At 46.7% G+C, this 16,519-nt stretch carries 16 protein-coding genes and 1 pseudogene; 5 read left to right on the top strand and 12 right to left on the bottom strand.

What is annotated here, in order from left to right; genetic code table 11:
• Nucleotides 1-50: 50 nt before the first annotated feature.
• Genes LFX25_RS04505 through rsmH form a run of 6 tightly spaced genes read right to left on the bottom strand, consistent with a single transcriptional unit; the run spans nt 51 to nt 6,370 of the window.
• Entirely contained in the window at nt 51-1,127 is a 1,077-nt protein-coding gene (locus LFX25_RS04505) for a UDP-N-acetylglucosamine--N-acetylmuramyl-(pentapeptide) pyrophosphoryl-undecaprenol N-acetylglucosamine transferase (RefSeq protein ID WP_238729174.1), read from the bottom strand.
• Nucleotides 1,124-2,278 (bottom strand): FtsW/RodA/SpoVE family cell cycle protein, encoded by a 1,155-nt coding sequence (locus tag LFX25_RS04500; RefSeq protein WP_238729173.1) that lies wholly within the window; start codon nt 2,276-2,278, stop codon nt 1,124-1,126. The genes LFX25_RS04505 and LFX25_RS04500 overlap by 4 nt, the downstream gene beginning before the upstream one ends.
• Nucleotides 2,275-3,387 carry a phospho-N-acetylmuramoyl-pentapeptide-transferase gene (gene mraY / locus LFX25_RS04495; protein WP_238729172.1) on the bottom strand — a complete coding sequence of 371 codons (1,113 nt, stop codon included), beginning with the start codon at nt 3,385-3,387 and terminating at the stop codon, nt 2,275-2,277. The genes LFX25_RS04500 and mraY overlap by 4 nt, the downstream gene beginning before the upstream one ends.
• Nucleotides 3,388-3,443: 56 nt before the next feature.
• Complete coding sequence (locus LFX25_RS04490) at nt 3,444-5,081, bottom strand: UDP-N-acetylmuramoyl-L-alanyl-D-glutamate--2,6-diaminopimelate ligase (protein ID WP_238729171.1); 1,638 nt, start codon at nt 5,079-5,081, stop codon at nt 3,444-3,446.
• The gene (locus LFX25_RS04485; RefSeq protein WP_238729170.1) at nt 5,050-5,412 is read right to left on the bottom strand and encodes a hypothetical protein; all 363 of its coding nucleotides are present in this window, start codon (nt 5,410-5,412) and stop codon (nt 5,050-5,052) included. The genes LFX25_RS04490 and LFX25_RS04485 overlap by 32 nt, the downstream gene beginning before the upstream one ends.
• Nucleotide 5,413: 1 nt before the next feature.
• On the bottom strand, nt 5,414-6,370 hold the full coding sequence (rsmH, locus tag LFX25_RS04480; RefSeq protein ID WP_238729169.1) for a 16S rRNA (cytosine(1402)-N(4))-methyltransferase RsmH: 957 nt from the start codon (nt 6,368-6,370) through the stop codon (nt 5,414-5,416).
• Nucleotides 6,371-6,454: 84 nt separating this feature from the next.
• Between rsmH and LFX25_RS04475 the strand changes: the two genes are divergently transcribed.
• Entirely contained in the window at nt 6,455-6,976 is a 522-nt protein-coding gene (locus LFX25_RS04475) for an HIT family protein (RefSeq protein ID WP_238729168.1), read from the top strand.
• A 295-nt stretch (nt 6,977-7,271) separates the two neighbouring features.
• On the opposite strand, the gene LFX25_RS04470 is transcribed toward LFX25_RS04475, so the two are convergent.
• On the bottom strand, nt 7,272-8,144 hold the full coding sequence (locus LFX25_RS04470; RefSeq protein ID WP_238729167.1) for a CheR family methyltransferase: 873 nt from the start codon (nt 8,142-8,144) through the stop codon (nt 7,272-7,274).
• Nucleotides 8,145-8,155: 11 nt separating this feature from the next.
• Nucleotides 8,156-8,425, bottom strand: a complete 270-nt coding sequence (locus tag LFX25_RS04465) for an STAS domain-containing protein (protein WP_238729166.1) — start codon at nt 8,423-8,425, stop codon at nt 8,156-8,158.
• A gap of 76 nt (nt 8,426-8,501) precedes the next feature.
• On the opposite strand from LFX25_RS04465, the gene LFX25_RS04460 reads away from it, so the two are divergent.
• The 3 genes from LFX25_RS04460 (at nt 8,502) to LFX25_RS04450 (ending at nt 10,114) form a co-directional block, all read left to right on the top strand.
• The gene (locus LFX25_RS04460; RefSeq protein WP_118955612.1) at nt 8,502-8,756 is read left to right on the top strand and encodes a putative signal transducing protein; all 255 of its coding nucleotides are present in this window, start codon (nt 8,502-8,504) and stop codon (nt 8,754-8,756) included.
• Nucleotides 8,753-9,502 carry a menaquinone biosynthetic enzyme MqnA/MqnD family protein gene (locus LFX25_RS04455; RefSeq protein ID WP_238729165.1) on the top strand — a complete coding sequence of 250 codons (750 nt, stop codon included), beginning with the start codon at nt 8,753-8,755 and terminating at the stop codon, nt 9,500-9,502. Before LFX25_RS04460 ends, LFX25_RS04455 begins: the two co-directional genes overlap by 4 nt.
• A gap of 180 nt (nt 9,503-9,682) precedes the next feature.
• The gene (locus LFX25_RS04450) at nt 9,683-10,114 is read left to right on the top strand and encodes an acyl-CoA thioesterase (RefSeq protein WP_238729164.1); all 432 of its coding nucleotides are present in this window, start codon (nt 9,683-9,685) and stop codon (nt 10,112-10,114) included.
• Nucleotides 10,115-10,242: 128 nt separating this feature from the next.
• Here LFX25_RS04450 and LFX25_RS04445 read toward each other — a convergent pair whose 3' ends face one another.
• The 4 genes from LFX25_RS04445 to LFX25_RS04430 form a co-directional block, all read right to left on the bottom strand.
• Entirely contained in the window at nt 10,243-10,914 is a 672-nt protein-coding gene (locus LFX25_RS04445; RefSeq protein WP_238729163.1) for an LIC11874 family lipoprotein, read from the bottom strand.
• A 287-nt stretch (nt 10,915-11,201) separates the two neighbouring features.
• Nucleotides 11,202-12,584 carry an ammonium transporter gene (locus LFX25_RS04440; protein ID WP_118955618.1) on the bottom strand — a complete coding sequence of 461 codons (1,383 nt, stop codon included), beginning with the start codon at nt 12,582-12,584 and terminating at the stop codon, nt 11,202-11,204.
• A gap of 45 nt (nt 12,585-12,629) precedes the next feature.
• The gene (locus LFX25_RS04435) at nt 12,630-14,489 is read right to left on the bottom strand and encodes a SpoIIE family protein phosphatase (RefSeq protein ID WP_238729162.1); all 1,860 of its coding nucleotides are present in this window, start codon (nt 14,487-14,489) and stop codon (nt 12,630-12,632) included.
• A gap of 245 nt (nt 14,490-14,734) precedes the next feature.
• Nucleotides 14,735-15,973 (bottom strand): alpha/beta hydrolase, encoded by a 1,239-nt coding sequence (locus LFX25_RS04430; protein WP_238729161.1) that lies wholly within the window; start codon nt 15,971-15,973, stop codon nt 14,735-14,737.
• Between LFX25_RS04430 and LFX25_RS04425 the strand changes: the two are divergent.
• Nucleotides 15,963-16,501 (top strand): annotated as a pseudogene (locus LFX25_RS04425) (hypothetical protein). The gene LFX25_RS04430 and the pseudogene LFX25_RS04425 sit on opposite strands and share 11 nt — an antisense overlap.
• Nucleotides 16,502-16,519: the final 18 nt, after the last annotated feature.

Here is a 16,519-nt window from a genome sequence, read left to right as displayed (position 1 = left end):
GATTCCTAAAAAAAACGGTCTTTGAAACGGTTTCGTATTCGGATCCATTTTCAATCGAGAGAAAAGAAATATTTCGCCGTGTCCTTGGACGCGTCCACGTGGGAACACTGAAGAGAACTGATGGACATGTCGTTTAACAAAGACACGTTATTTGCCATTTGATCCAAGATCCGAAAAAGATGGGATTCGTCCTCGTCCTTCTGATCCAAAACGACGGCGGCTCCGTTCAATTCGAAATATCTCGCGTTGGCCATCTGATGATCGTCTTTCGCGTACGGATACGGGATCAGAATCATCGGCAAGGCGAACGCGGCGCATTCCGAAAGAACTCCCGAACCGGAACGTGCGATCACGAAATTCGCCCATTCGTAGTGTTCTTTCATGTTATCCGAATAAGAGATCAGTTCCGCGTCCTTCTTCGTTTTTTTGGAAACTTCTTCGTACAATGCCGAACCCGTTAATACGCGGAATCGAAATTGGGTGTTGATTTCCTCGTGGCCCATGAGAGCGACCACGATGTTGTTGATCTGCCTCGCGCCTTGACTTCCGCCCATCACGAGAACGTTGAACTGCTTCTTTTTTTTCGTGTCGTATTTTTCGGAAAATTTCAAAGACATCTTAGGAATCGTTTTTTTACGGAGAGGATTGCCAAGAACTTGATAATCGCAGGGAATCGCCGAATTTTTCGGGGGAAAACTGAACGCGGCCTTATTTGCAAAACGGAAAAACAACCGGTTCACGTTTCCGGGCACCGTGTTCTGTTCGCAGAGATAGATCTTTTTACGAAAGAGAATTCCGTATAAAATGGAGGAAACGGTCGAATAACCGCCCATTCCGATCACGACGTCTACATTCAATTTTTTAAATAAAAGAAAAGTCTTAAGTATCTGAAACGTATAACGGAAAGGAAACAGAAGAATATTGCTGGAAAGCGGTGGAAGGTTGTGCCATAAGACCGGACAAGGCGCCTGTTCCAAGTCCGGGTTGTTCCGATTGCGGACCAGAGAATACAGATACAAGTTTTCGTATCCGATTTTTTCCTTCATTTCGGTCAATACTTCGGCGAGCGCCACGCCCGGTGAAATATGCCCGCCGGTTCCGCCGGCCGCGATTACGATCGATCTCATAGACCCAGATTTTCCTTTCGCGTAATATTGACAAGAATTCCAAGAGAGATCAAAACGATGAGAATCGAAGATCCCCCGTAACTCACAAACGGCAAACTGATCCCCGTGATCGGAAAGATCCCCGTCACCACGAACATATTGATGATGAACTGGGTTCCGAGTATGATCAGAATTCCCGCCCCCAAATAAAAGCCGAACGGGTCTTTGACCTTTTGGACGAGATAAAAACTTCTAAACAAAAGAAGAAGGATCAAAAAAATAAAAATCATAAAACCGATAAAACCGAAATCTTCGACAAACGTCGCGAGTACGAAGTCGGTATGGCTGTATGTTAAATAACGGTGGGCATAACCTCCGGCCAGCTTGTTTCCGAACCAACCCCCGTCCAAAAACGCGCGAAAGGAGGTCACGAGCTGATGCCCTTCGTCGAAACGGTACCGATACGGGTCCAACCACACTTCCACCCTCTTTTTCCGATAACCGACCCGATCGATCAGAATGTAGATCAAGGGAAGAGAAACGATTCCCACCACGAGCAGATTACGGAACGGAAATCCGAATAAAAAGATAAAACCCAAAATTACGAAAAGAATCTCCAGCGTGGTTCCGAACGCGGGCTCCACAAGAATCAAAACGATTACGGTTAACAGCAGTAAGGTGGGAATCAGAAGTTTCTTGTAATCGGGAGTCGACTCCAGCTTCAGCTTTTGAAACAGAGATGCGAGATAAATCAGAACCGCGACCTTTGCGACCTCGGAAGGCTGCAACTGATACGGACCGATCGCGATCCATCTGTGGAAGTTTCTTCCGTAGTACGTCGAAACCGACTTACCCACTCCCGGAATAAAAACCAACACGAGCAGACCGATCGCGACGATCATTCCGACAAACGCGAGTTTTTCGAGTTTTTGATACGGGAAATTGCAGAAGAAAAAAAAGAAAACAAGACCGATGCAGGACCAGATCGCCTGCTTTTTTAGGAAATATTCGGAATCCTTAAACTCCCTCCAAGCGGTGATGCTCGAAGAGGAATACATCACGCAAAGACCGGTGAAGAGAAGGATAAAGATCGTTACGATCAGAAGGACGTCCAGAGAATTCTTTCCCGGAAGCCAAACCTCCCTCCACTTTCTTGCAAGAAAATCGATCATTGAATCTTCAAAGTGGACAAGGAGATGATCGCGAGAATGACCGCGATGATCCAAAAGCGGATCACGATCTTCGTTTCTTTCAAACCGCCCAACTCGAAGTGGTGATGCAAAGGAGCCATCTTAAAGATCCGCTTGCCCCTCAACTTAAACGAACCTACTTGCAGAATCACGGACAATGCTTCGCTGACAAAGATCGCTCCCAAAATTAAAAGAAGAATTTCCTTTTTCAAAAGGATCACTACCATCCCGAGAGTCGCCCCTAAAAATAAGGAACCAGTATCTCCCATAAACACCTGGGCCGGGTGCGCGTTGAACCAAAGAAATCCCAAAAGCGCTCCCGCAAGAGCGGATAAGAATACGGAATATTCGTGCGCACCGGGCAAATACGGAATGTTCAAATAGTTCGCGACAACGGGCGTGCCCGAAACATACGCGATGATCCCGAGCGTAACGACGGAAATCGCGACGGTTCCGGTTGCCAGTCCGTCCAATCCGTCCGTAAGATTGACCGCGTGCGAAGATCCTATGATGACGATGATGGAAAAAGGAATCGCGAGAATTCCGAGAGCGATCACGGGCCCCTTGACGAACGGGAAAAACAGATCCGTCAGATGAAACGGAATCTTACCGGAATGTCCTTCCGGGGTCAATCCTGTATAATAAAAGAATAATATACAAAACGCGAGTGAAATCAGGATCGAAAGGACGAACTTGGTTCGCGCGCGCATCCCGCCCTTGATCTTTTTCACGGACTTCATATAATCGTCCGCAAAACCGAGAGCCGAAAAACAAAGGGAAAAAACGGACAACAAAACTATATTCAAATTTTTTAAATTACCCCAAAGAAGAACAGAAAGCAAAAGCGATCCGATGATCAAAAGTCCCCCCATCGTGGGAGTTCCCTTTTTTGCCTCGTGGGTTTTCGGACCGTCGTCGCGCACCGATTCGCGGAACTTGAGTCCGTATAAAAAGTCGATCACCCTGTGTCCGAGCCAAAACGTAACGAGCATGGAAGTCAAACCCGCCATCAAGGCGCGAAAGGTGACGTAGCTGAAAATCCGAAGAGAATCGAGATGATTGAAGTAAAGATCGTAGAGATAATAAAACATTTTGCCTGTCCTGTTTTCCAGAAAACGGAGGGTTCTTTTTTTGTATCGGAAAATTTCTAAAAAAGGCCGAACGCTTTTTGAACTTCTTCCACATCGCTGAAATGACGTTTTTCCTTGCCGACGATCTGATATTCCTCGTGTCCTTTACCGGCCACGAGAAGGCATCCGCCTTCGGGTAAACGCGCCACGCCTTCCGCGATCGCCTTGGCCCGATCCACCTCGCGCAAAAGAGGAATAAACCCTTTCGAAAAGCCGGTTTGAATCTCGTCTAAAATCGCCTCAGGCTGTTCGGTTCTCGGGTTGTCCGAGGTCAAAATCACCTGATCGGAAAGTTCTTCCGCGATACGCGCCATCTTCGGCCGTTTAGTTCGATCCCGATCGCCTCCGCAGCCGAACAGAGTGATCAAATATTTCGGGCGAGAATCCCTCACGCTGGAGATTATATTTTCAAGAGCATCCGGCGTATGCGCGTAGTCCACAACCGCCATCCGCGAACGATCCTTGCTGTAAACGATCTGAAACCGTCCGGGAATCTGAGGAATTCTTTCCAAAGAAGAAAACATCTTCTTGTGATCCCAACCCAAACGCGCGCCCGTAATAAAGGCAAGCGCGGTGTTTCGAACGTTAAACGAACCCAATAGATTCGTTCGAATCGTACAAGAACGATCGTCTGCCTGCGCGTTTCCGTCGTCCGGCAAACTCAAGTTGTACGAAGTTCCCTGCAGCGTGAGAGAAGCGTTCGCGACCCGCCATTCGTTTTCGGTTCCGTCTAACGCACTTACGGACAAACCCGGCAATCTGTTTAAAAGTTTCCGGTAGAGTTCTTTCCCTCCGGGAGAAGCGTAATCCAAAACCGCAAACGGAGATTTCGAAACATCCAGGATCTCGAAAAGACGAAACTTGCTTTCAAAATAATCTTCCATACTCGGATGGAAATCGAGATGATCCTGAGTGAGATTGGTAAAAACCCCTGCCTTCAGGGAAATTCCGTTGATTCTCCCTAACTTCAAGCCGTGGGAACTCGCTTCCATAAAGACGGTATTCACTCCCTCGTCCTTCATCTGTTTGAGAATGAGATTTAAGGAAGAAGCGTCCGGCGTAGTATAACCCGTGTCGATCAGACGATCGCCGAACTTGACTCCGATCGTTCCGATAAGACCGCAGCTTCTTCCCTGATCTTTTGCTAATGCGAAAAGAATGTTGGTCAGGGAAGTTTTTCCGTTCGTTCCCGTAACGGCGACGATTTCCAAATCGCGGGAAGGATGACCGAGCAGGAACGAAGCGATTCTTCCCTGGAGTTGTTCGGGATCGCCTTCGTATTCCAAAACGGTTTTGGAGGAAGGAATTCTGAAAGCGGAATTCGAAGTTTCAGTCCGCGAATTCGCAGAAGCGGCGTTCAACGAATCGACGAAGTTTGCCGAACCGACATTCGATTGGATCGTATCCGAATTGCCGGATGTCCGGATTTCAGATTCTTCGCGTTGTAAAATCAAGGAAGCCTTCGTGTTCGCAATAAATTCTTCCTTTTTTAAACCGACCGAATCGGCTACGCAGAAGATGTCCTCTTCGTTTGCCCTTCTCGAATCGGATTGGATATAACCGATCTCGATCGAATCCGGATTTTTTCCGGAGGGCAAGGATCGGATTTTGAGTTCGGGAAATTCACGGAGAAGATTGGTTAACTTCATTCTCATCTTCGTTTTTTTCGGGAGGTAAATTCAATGTGATGATTCTATCTCCCACGGTGATGGGAAGATAGTTGTATGTTTTACGATAAAGAGTTTCGATTCTTCTCGCGGAAGTGTAGGTCGCGACTCCGATCTTCAAGTCGTCGTTCTTTTTGATTTGTTTGATCTTTTCGCCCGTTGCGATTCCGATCTCACGGTTCAATCTCGCAACCTGCACGTTCTGCCAAACATAAAGAAAAAATAAACTTAAGAATAGAATCACCTTTCCCAGGTTCCAAAATAAAATCCCGAGGTCCTTCCAAACGGGCCGGTTGAAAAACGCGGAAAGCGACGACATTCTATTCTTCCTCTTCCTCGAAATCTTCCTTTCTGTATTTCTTATCGACCGATTTCGTTTTTCGGAGCACTCTCAATTTTGCCGAACGGGAAGCCGGGTTCTCGTTTGTTTCCTCTTCGGAAGGAAGAATCGGTTTTTTCGTGAGCAGTTCGAATCCGTTTTGTTTCGCATAATCGCGGAACGCGTTTTTTACGATCCGATCTTCGAGAGAATGGAACGAAATGACCTGGATCACCCCTCCGAGGCGCAGAAGATGAAGAAGCGAATCCAGCCCCTTTTCGATATGAGCGAGTTCCTGATTGACTTCGATCCGAAGGGCTTGAAAGATCCGAGTCGCCGGATGTCTTCCGGGAGGCCAAAACTTACGCGGTATGATTTTGGAAACTAGATCGGCGAGTTCGGAAGCGGATGAGATCGAATTTCGTTTTCTGCGATCGACGATCACTTCGACGATCTTTTTGGACCAGCGTTCTTCTCCATAGGTATAAAAGATGTGCATGAGTTTGTCTTTGGAATACGTGTTGAGAACGTCCTGCGCACTGAGCCCCGCGTTCGGAGACAAACGCATATCCAAGGGTTCGGCTTCCCGAAAACTGAAACCTCTTCCCGAATGGAAAAGATGAAACGTGGAAATCCCGAGATCCAAAAGAATTCCCTGAGGAGCTTCGAGGACTCCGTGCGATTGCAAAAGGGAAGAATCGATTTCGGAGAAGTTCGTTTCGATCGGAACGACTCTGCTCTTGAACTCGTCGATGCGGGCCATCGCGCGGGACAACATCACGGGATCGCGGTCGCAAAGAATAACTTTGGAATTGGGGAATTCCTTTAAGAACAGAAGACTATGTCCGCCTTCGCCCGCGGTTCCATCCAAGAACAACACGGGATCTTCTTTGGAGAAATTCTCCGCGAAGATTTGAAGAATCTCCTTTCCTTGAACTGAATAATGAACCGGTTCCAAACTGTTTCCATTCTTTTCCAAACAGTCGGTCCTGCAAGGAGATTCTCTTTTGACACGGATCGGCTCGGAATTATTCTAGGGTCAATGGAAGAATCGAATTCGCAATGGGACGAACCTCGTAAGAATCTTTTTTCGATTCATAAACTGGATTACGCCCGAGGGAAAAGACCCGAAGTGGATTGTATCCTTTGCGGAATTTGCAGAAGAGATCCCGAGGTTCCGAATCTGATCGTTTCCGAAACGGAACTCACCGTGGTTTCGGTGAACTTATATCCATACAATCCCGGACATCTCATCATATTTCCGAAACGTCATATTCTTTCCTACGAAGAACTCAACAAAGAGGAAGCCCTTGAGATTCACGAAGGAACGGCGAAAGCGATTTCCATTTTGAAAAAACTTTGGAACGTTCAGGGCTTCAATCTCGGTTACAATCTCGGAAAAAATTCAGGCGGATCGATTCCTCATATTCACGAACATATCGTTCCGCGTTTCCCGAACGAGGCGGGTTTTTTGGACGTATTAGCAAATTCAAGAATTGTAATCTACGAACCGTTCGAGATGCAGAAAGAATGGATTCGAATCTGGAAAGAGTTTTCGGAATAGCGGAGTTTCGAATTCGGTGAAGCTCTTTACGGGCCGCGGTTCAAATAACGAGAAAAATCGCCTGTAAAGATTGAAATGGATTCGAACAACAAAAAAATCGAATAGAACGATTTTGTAGGAGTTCCTACGATCCCCCGTGATACGCGGGGCCCCCGCCCGAATTGGGTGGCGGAGGTGGGCTTTGTGGGAGTCTTTCGGCAAATTTCCTATATCAGAAAAACAAGATGCGGTCAAACAAGATTTGTTCTCCGATTCTTGTCGGAACTCCGACAAATCTCAAAAGAATTCCCGCTGTTCAAATAACCGGCTTCTTCTGATAGATCGTGTGTCCGAGAAACTTATAGCTTTCGGAAATCCCGAACAAAGTTTCCGAATGACCGATTACGAGAAGTCCGCGATCCTTTAAGACCTTCTCGAAATTTTCGAAAATTTTTTTCTGAGTCTGCTTATCAAAATAGATGATTACGTTTCTGCAAAATACGCAATCCATCTTTTCGGAAATCGGATACGGGGTTTCCAAAAGATTGACTTTCCTAAAATCGATCAGCGCTTTTAGTTCCGGTTTGGCCTGATACGTAAGTTCGCCTCGTTCCGGGTCCTTGTGTTTGATGAAGTATTTGTTCTTAAGTTTTTCATCCACGGGTTGAAGACGATCCTCTCTGTAGATTCCTTCCTTCGCTGTATTGATGACGTTCGTATCGATGTCCGAAGCGTAGATCTTGATGTCCCATCCGGGTTTGTATGCGAAATATTCGAGACATGTGATCGCGATCGTATACGGTTCTTCGCCCGTCGAACACGCGCTAGACCAGATTCTCAACGTCTTTTTTCCGTTCTTGGACGCCTTCTCTTCCACGGAAGGAAAGAATGTGGATTTCAAAAATTCGAAGTGATGATTCTCCCGAAAGAAATCGGTCTTGTTGGTCGTGATCCGATTGATGAGTTCGGTGAGTTCGCTCTTAAAAAAACCGTGATCGGCCCGGAGTCTTCCGATGTATTCCGAAACCGTCTTTAAACCGAAATGTCTGGCTCTCCCGTTTAAGCGGGATTGAACCATGATTTTTTTATGATCCGCAAGAAAGATTCCAGTCTCTTTGTACATAAGAGATTTGATGAATTGAAATTCCTCGTCGGAAATCGTAGTCATGCCGAATTGGCTTTCTGTCATAGTATGATGGTTTATAACGAGCCGAAAACTCTGTCAAGAGATACAAGCCTAAGAATCTGCTTCAGACGCGGAGAAACGTTGATCGCCTCCACTGCGATTCCGAGACCGCGAACTCGATTGGTGAATCCCACCAGAGTGCCGAGAGCGACGGAGGAGATCACTTCGATTTGACTAAAATCCAAAACGACCGAGGTCGGATTCGTTTCAAGATAAGAATTTAGATAATTACGCAGGTCCTCATATTCCATAGTTAGGTCGTTCAATTTCAGAGAGATGGTCACTTTCTCGTTGAAAACCATTGATAAAATAAGACGATATAAAAAATAGAATTCAACCGTAATATTTTTTGAATCAGCCGTGGAACCATTTGAAAGAAACGAACAAGAAGACGAGGGAGATTTTTCGGCCCACTGGGAAACCGGGGACCCGATTCTTCTTTCCATCGTAAAATCTTTCCTGGACGCGCACGAAATCCATTATTTCGTCGTGGGGGAAGAATTGTTCTTTTTGGAAGGAGCGGCCGTTCCGGCCGCAAATCATAGCGCGATTCTATATTTGTCCAATCGGGACTATCCGGTCTTATTAGAGTTTTTAGAAAGAGAGCACAGTTGAAAATAGGAATCGTCAAACATCTGAACGCAAGACCCCTGACTTGGGGTTTCGAAAAAAACAAAGAACACGAAATCATTCCCGAAAATCCGGCGATCCTTAAGGACTATCTTTTAAACGGAACGATCGATCTGGGTTTGATCTCTTCCATAGAATGTCTTCGGAACGCGGAGGTTCTCAACACATACTATGCGACCGGAGTTTGTGCAAAAGAAAAGGTCCGATCGATTTTATTCTTTAAAAATAAAAAGGAAACCTTTCCTCCCAAGCTGATCTTAACGGACAACGGTTCCAAAACGAGCATGTCCTTGGTGCGAGTTTTGGTTCATGAAGAAAGCGGATTCGTTCCCGAAGTGGAGCCGACCGACTCCAAATCGATTCAGGAAAGAATCGCGAACGGGATCGGATCACACATGCTTTTCGGGGACAACGCGCTGCTCGCACAGTGGAACAACGATCATTACGAAGTCAAAGACTTGGCGCAGTGGTGGAACCAAATCACGGGTCTCGGATTCATCTTCGCGTTGTGGGCGAGCAAAAAACCTTTGCAAGCCGACGATTCCATCTTCATTCAATCTTTGGAATATGGAATCTCCCACATAGAAGAGATCATCGCGCACGAATCCCGCATGTCCGAATCAGTGGTCCGCGAATATCTCACGAACGAGCTGCACTATAAAGTCACGGAAGAGGATCGAAAAGGGTTTGCGCTTTTCGGAGAAAAATGCGGGAATTTGAATCTATTGTAGGCCGCGTCCTGCGCTACGATCCTTTGAAAGCGGCGCGACAAGTTCCGCAGGACCGCGCTCTCCGCTTCGGTCAATAAATTGCAAAAACGGCCTTAAAAAAGCAATTTATTGACCAGCATCACGATCCATAGAAAGTGATGCTTTGAGTTTTCGTCGATCGCTCGCGGTTGTTAAAACATTATGGCACAGAAAATCGACAAAAAAACATTCGAATTCCATCATACTCTCCGGGTACGTTATGCGGAATCCGACCCGCAGGGCATCGTATTCAATGCCAATTACCTCGTCTACTTCGACGTCGCAATCACGGAATACTTCCGCTCCTTCGGACTTCCCTACGGAGAATCGGTTTCGAAATTCGGAATCGACTTTCATGTCGTTCATTGTTCCATCGATTACAAATCTCCCGCTCGCTTCGACGAAGATATTCAGATCTACGTGAAGGGTTCGTACTCGGGCGTAAAAATTTTCTGGGACATCGCGATCTTTCGCGGAGAATCCTTTCTTTGTTCCGGTGTTTTGATTTACGCCTGCGTGGATGCAAACCGTGGAGGTTTGAAAAAGATCGATCCGCAGCTCGCCGCTCTTTTAAAGTTGAAAGTAAACGGTTGAGGATTTCGACAAAATCCGCTTTGTAAGGATTCGTTTCCCGGTAATAGACGATGGAACCATCTCCGATCTAGAGACGAATTTCTAGAATTCTAACCTTTGATGTCGAAGACCCCGGATGGTCGCTACGATCAATAAATGACAGTGATTCTATAATCCCAGGAATTGTTACCGGTTTTTTCAATGGTTTCAGCGAGAGGCAAACGGTAACTGAGTCGACCGAGATTTACATCTCCGCGATTGGATCTGCAAACGGAAGCGATCGGAAAGTTTACCTTAAACAAAATGGAACTGGTCCGAAGCAAACGAAGCGTTTCGGAATAGATTTTCTTTTCGCCGTCTTTTTTGAGAGTTTCGGGGGCGCGGCTGATCGTAGGAATTTCCCGTTTCACGTAGATCGTATTTCCTTTTTTACGAACCTGCACTTTTCCGAGCATTGCGTCTTCGATCTGAGAAAGATCCTGAAATTCTATCTTGTAATAGACCTTCGCTTTTTCGCGGAACAAACTCGGATCGGTTTCGGGAGTCACGATCTTTTGAAACGTGTAATCCTTTACGCCAACGTTTTTGGAAAAGAATCCTTTGTTGAGTCTTCCCAAGATTTCGTCTTTTTGTGTCGGTAAAAATTTAATAAGAGATTCGTCCGAATTTCTGCGGGTCGGAACTACATACGAAACTTCTAATGTTCCGGAAAAATCCGAGTTGATCGTGAGAGTTTCCTCGTAATCGAAACAATTGGAGAAGAATAGTAGCAGAATGCCGAAGACGAAAAACTTGGATATTCGGCCGAAAACGAGGCTCATGCATCAAATCTGAGACTGAAAACGATTCCGTCAACGAAAACTGTCCCATAAGATCGGAGAAGGTCCGACAAACTCGGCGCGATCGACGTTCGTGCAAGTCCCGGTTCCGTCTCGATTTCTCCGTTAGAGCAAGAAATGTGGGAACTCCTGCAAATTATGGAACTTACGGTAAAACTTTGATTGTGGGAACTCTAACAAAAACGGCGGCCTCTTGCAAGAACCGCCGCCTTTTTTCCTCCTCGGAGAGGAGTTCCCACAGTTTCCGATTTTCGGAAGGGCTTCGGAGCCTATTTCGAAATCGGATATGCTTCGTTTCCGTGTTCCAAAATATCCAATCCCATGATTTCTTCGTCCTCGGAAACCCGCAGCCCCAACGTGTATTTCAGAATCAAAAAGATAATCGAGCTGACTCCAAAGGACCAGACGAAGGCGATTCCGATTCCGGTAAGCTGCGTAAGAACCACGCTCAATTCTCCCCCGAAAAAGAGACCGTTCACCCCGCCGTAACTCTCCTGTGCAAAAAGTCCCGCGGCCAAGGTTCCCCACGCCCCGCAAACTCCGTGAACCGAAACTGCTCCGACAGGATCGTCGATGTGAATCCGATCGAAGAACAAAACGCTCAACACCACGAGAATTCCCGCGATAAATCCGATGATAACCGCGGAAGAAATGCTGACGTTTGCACAAGGAGCGGTGATCGCCACAAGACCGGCTAACGCGCCGTTTAAGGAAAGACCGATATCCGGCTTTTTGAACATGATCCAAGTCACGATCATCGAAGCCAATGCACCCGAAACCGCCGCCATGTTGGTCGTAACCGCGATGACCGCAAAGTTTCCCCCGTTTACCGAAGTCGTGGAGCCGGGATTGAATCCGAACCAACCGAACCAAAGAATAAAAACACCGAGTGCGGCCATGGACATGTTGTGTCCGAGAATCGGAAATAATTTACCGTCTTGGTATTTCCCGATCCGAGGTCCGAGGATCAACGCGCCCGCAAGACCGGCCCAACCTCCGACCGAGTGAACCACTGTCGAACCCGCAAAGTCGATGAATCCCTGTTGTTCCAAAAATCCTTTTCCGAGTCCCCAAAGTCCCGCCCAAGCCAAACTACCGAAGAAAGGATATACGAGCGCGGTCATCAAAACGGAGAAGATGATATACGAAACGAATTTGGTTCTTTCCGCCATCGCACCCGAAACGATCGTCGCGGCCGTTCCCGCAAACACCATTTGAAAAATGAAGAACGCGAATCCCCACTTATCCGGAACTCCGTCCTTGACGATCAGATTCTCCGCAAGACCCGGCATTCCGATTCCGAAACCGGGCAGCAACTGAGGACCGAACATGATCGAAAAACCCAAAAGCCAGAAAAAGATCGAACCCAAACAGAAGTCGATGAAGTTCTTCATCAGAATATTCACGACGTTCTTAGCTCGGGTAAAACCCGCTTCCACATAGGCGAAACCCGCCTGCATAAAAAATACCATAAACGCAGCGATACAAGTCCAAAGCCAATTGATCTCCGATCTAAGAGTTGCGACTTCGTCGCTGACCGCTTTTACGGCCGCAGGGTCCGGAGTCGCGACGACGGTTTCGGCTACCGGCGCCTCTTGCGCGAAAATTCCCGTAGTCAACAAAGCGAGGATTAAAATAAAACACCAACGCATGCAGAGTTAATCTCCTTTTTTATTTATTTGAATCGAATCGGTTCGTTAAACCGCAAGTTTCGCTTGTGCTTCTCCGGAGGGAGAAGAGTCTTCTTTCTTACGCATCAGATCCTCCAATTTTTTGAGAGAGATCTTTAAGTATTCGTTCGTCGGCGCGGATTTAATTCCCTGCTGAAGAACCTTGATCGCTTTCGGACTTTGATTCTCCTTGAGATAACATCTCGCCAAACGAAGACTCGCTTTCGAATACGTATGATCGATCGCAAGAGAACGTTTTAGCGAACGTTTCGCTTCGTTGATATTCTCCGTCTCGTAATACGCCCTTCCGATCAGATAGTGGATGTAAGCCGAATCTTCTCCGGAGGTTTTTACGAACTTATCCAGGAACTGAATGGCCTTCGGAAAATTCCTGTCCCTGTAGTACATTCTTCCCAAAAGAAGAAGGCTGTCCTTGATCGAATCGTCCAAAGAATACACGTCGAGCGCCTTATCATACGCGAGAGAATCGTTTTTCTCCTTCGCGGCGGCCTTTGCGACGTTCATCATCGACTTCGCCTTATTCAAAAGCGGATTACATTGAAGAGCCATGATGGAAATGTCGTCCCCGTTTCGCGCCTCTCCCTTATAACGTTTAAAACGCGAAATCAAAGAATCGACGAGATCCGCCACGTAGATGCGGTCCCTTTGTTCTTCCAGTGTTTGTTTTTCCTGACGGATCCATTCCAAAAAACGCGCGTTGCCCAACTCCTGACGTTCCGGATTTTTTTGTTCCACGATTCCGTCCGAGGTGAGAATGAGAATGTCTCCCGGATTGATGCGCCCGTGTTTTTCCTCGAAGTTGTTTCTGCTGACTTCGAAAATTCCCATCGGAACGCCGTTGGAATCGAGTTCGTCGATCACGCCGGTATCGTTTCTGAAATGAATGAGCTTTTGATGCGCACCGTTCACGTAAGAATACGAATAGTCTCCGTAGATTCTCAGAATAAAGGCCGTAAAATACGTTCCGTCCGGAAGCTGAGGACGAATCGATTCGCCGAGTTCGGTTAACGTTTCGGTCAAACCCAAACCGAGAGACGTACATCTTCGGAATTGATAATGAATCGACATCGTTACGAGCGCCGCGGGAATCCCGTGACCGGAAACGTCCGCGATGATGATCGTAACCGCGTTCCCGTGACGCACAACGTCGAAGTAATCTCCCGAAACCTCGGTCATAGGTTCGTAATACGTTCCGAAATGAATCCCGTTCCAAGGGGAAATGCTCGTGTTGATGATCTGACTCTGAACGTTTCTTCCCATCTTCATATCGAACTCGAGCTGCTTGAGGATGGAAGCCTCTCTTTGGTTCGCTTCGACAAGACCTTCTATCAAACGAACCGAAGTCAGTGCGAGAGCGAGTTGCGCCGCAAGCGCCTCGAGAATTTCGATATCGTCTTCGATGTAAAAGAAACTGTGCTCCGATTCTACCGCGATCGTTCCTAAGACTTCGTCCTTGTAAAGAATCGGAACGCACATCACGGAAAGAGTGGATTCTCCCTCGTCGATGTATTCGGGATGATACGCGAGATTTTGAACGAGCAAAGAGGACTTCGTCTTGAACGTGTGACCGGAATAACCCTCGTTTTCGGTGACGCTTCTTCTCGGAGGCGTCGTTTCCAAAAGATAACGGACCGGAACGAGAAGTCCCTTCTCCCAAATTCTCAATGTCGTATTATCGCACTCGAAGATGTCCTTGCAGATGTTGATTACGGATTCATAAAGTTCTTCGTGTTTATCGACCGAGGAAAATTCCTTACTGATGTAGAGAAGAATATCGATCTTATTCTTTTCCGTAAGGCCGCCGACGACCTTATGACTTCCCCGAAAACTGACTACTTTGCGCTGACCAAATTTTATATCTATCATAAACTGCACTCCAAGGAAAAGGATAGGCTCCTTGAATTCGCTTCTGCTTTTCCTTTGCAAGAAACGTACCAGGAAAAACGCAGAGAATCTGCCTTTTTTTTAAGAATAAAGGCAGTTTTAAATGCCTCGAATTATAAAATGCCCGTAAAACAGGCACAGAAAAATCAGATCTCCTAAAATTTTAGCAGATTTAACGATAAATTGAGAAGGGAATGGGACTAAACTTTCCGGAGGTTCGCCGGATCTTAGCGACGAAATCGTGAAACTGTGGAGAGAATTCCTTCCTTGATCTTGGAAGCAAGGCTGGGTTGTGCACGCAATCCGTATTTTTTCAAAAAAGCTTCCACGTATTGAAAGACGTCGTCTTCTGCGCGATCGCCCATCACGAGACAAGCGTGACCGTAGTCGTCCGAAGAACCGTTGGCCTTCGAGATCACCCTGAATTCTTTTTTCTTAGAACTTGCGTTTTCGTAAACGGAGCGAACCGCGTCGGGCGTTGCGATCACGTCCTTCTCCCCCGCGATGAACAAAGCCGGAACGGAAATATTTTTTTGAAGTTCGACGTAATCGTAAAAACCGTTGAGGGAATGCATACGTTTGGTTTCGATCCAATTCATAAATTGTTCGGTGACTCCGTCGCTGATGTTTTCGATCGCGTTCTTCATGATCTTCTTCACCGTTTTGGAAGAAGTCACCTTCGGGTTGTAAAGAATTTCGTCGATCGGGGTATACAATTCTCCGGCGAGGGGCGCCAAAATCGAAGCCCCGAATTTCAAATCCAACATCTTTCTCGCGCGCGGGAAACGGGACAAAAGACCGATGAGGGTGATTCCGATATGATTCAGATTTCCCGGACCGCCGAGAGAAACGAACGCGGCGATGTCCTTGGTTTCCTTTTTGTTTTCCGACATGCAAAAATGTGAATATAGAATCATCGCGCCCATCGAATGTCCCACATACGAAACACGATCGGAACCGGAAATTTTTTTCACCTTTTCGATCATCGCGGGAACGTCGTATTTCACGATATCGTCGAACGTAAAATCCTCGTAACGGGTCGGACTTTCGTGATAGGATCGGCCGCAACCCCGCAACGAAACCGCAAAAACTTCGTATCCTCTCAGCTTGAGATAATACGGGAGAGAATGTCTTCGATCCAGATCGACCACGAACTTGTTCGTCGCGATTCCGTGAACGACCAAAACCGGAGCGAGTTTGGGATTCGGCTGCGGAGGAATATGTCTGTGAAGCGCGAGATTCCATCCGTCCTTCGTTTTCGCAAAGTGAACCTCGTCGGCGATGTCTTCCTGGCCGTATAACTTTCCGATCCAGTTCAGCAAAAGAGGATGGATGAGAAGAATGAGAATCAAAACGCCGGTAAAGATAAATGCAAGTGTGGATGCGAACAACGCGAATAAAAGAAGAATGAGAAACGTAGTCGCTAAGTAGAACGGACTTCTACGATTCTTAAGAATGGCGATCACAGAATTAAAAATAATCGAAATTCCGAATTGTCAACCAATAGAAGCTGCTTGCCCGAAAAATCCAAGAAAAGAATCTGGTAAGGAATCCAGAGTTCCACGATGTCACAAACCCCGGAATATAAGCTCTATACTTCGCCCAACGGATGGTATTCCATGGTCGTTCCCGCGCATTGGGTTCACATGGTGATCGAAGGAATTCCCGCGTTCTTCGAGGAAAACGGAACGGGCGCTCTGCAAGTTTACGCGTTTGAAAACAAAGCGGGAAGTTATAATCTTCGGGAAGAATTGGAACGTTATCTCAAAACCCACGAAATCGACTTTGAAGAGGATAAGGTCGCTTCTTTTGAAAACGAAGAAGGAAGCAAGATCATGGCCTGCGAGTTCGTAAAGGACGATCGTTTTTGGATGATCTATATGATCGCCAATCAAAAAAGAATGACTCTGCTAACGTATAACAGCGATGAGATGCCTCCCGCCTATCTCGTCGGCGAACTCACGACCGTCATCAGTTCCATTCGATTCAGTTAATAATCCGTTTCGTAAAAA

The organism is Leptospira sanjuanensis, assembly GCF_022267325.1.
GTDB lineage: Bacteria > Spirochaetota > Leptospiria > Leptospirales > Leptospiraceae > Leptospira > Leptospira sanjuanensis.
Note: the sequence above shows the minus strand (reverse complement) of the source record. Positions and strands in the feature narration are given on the sequence as shown.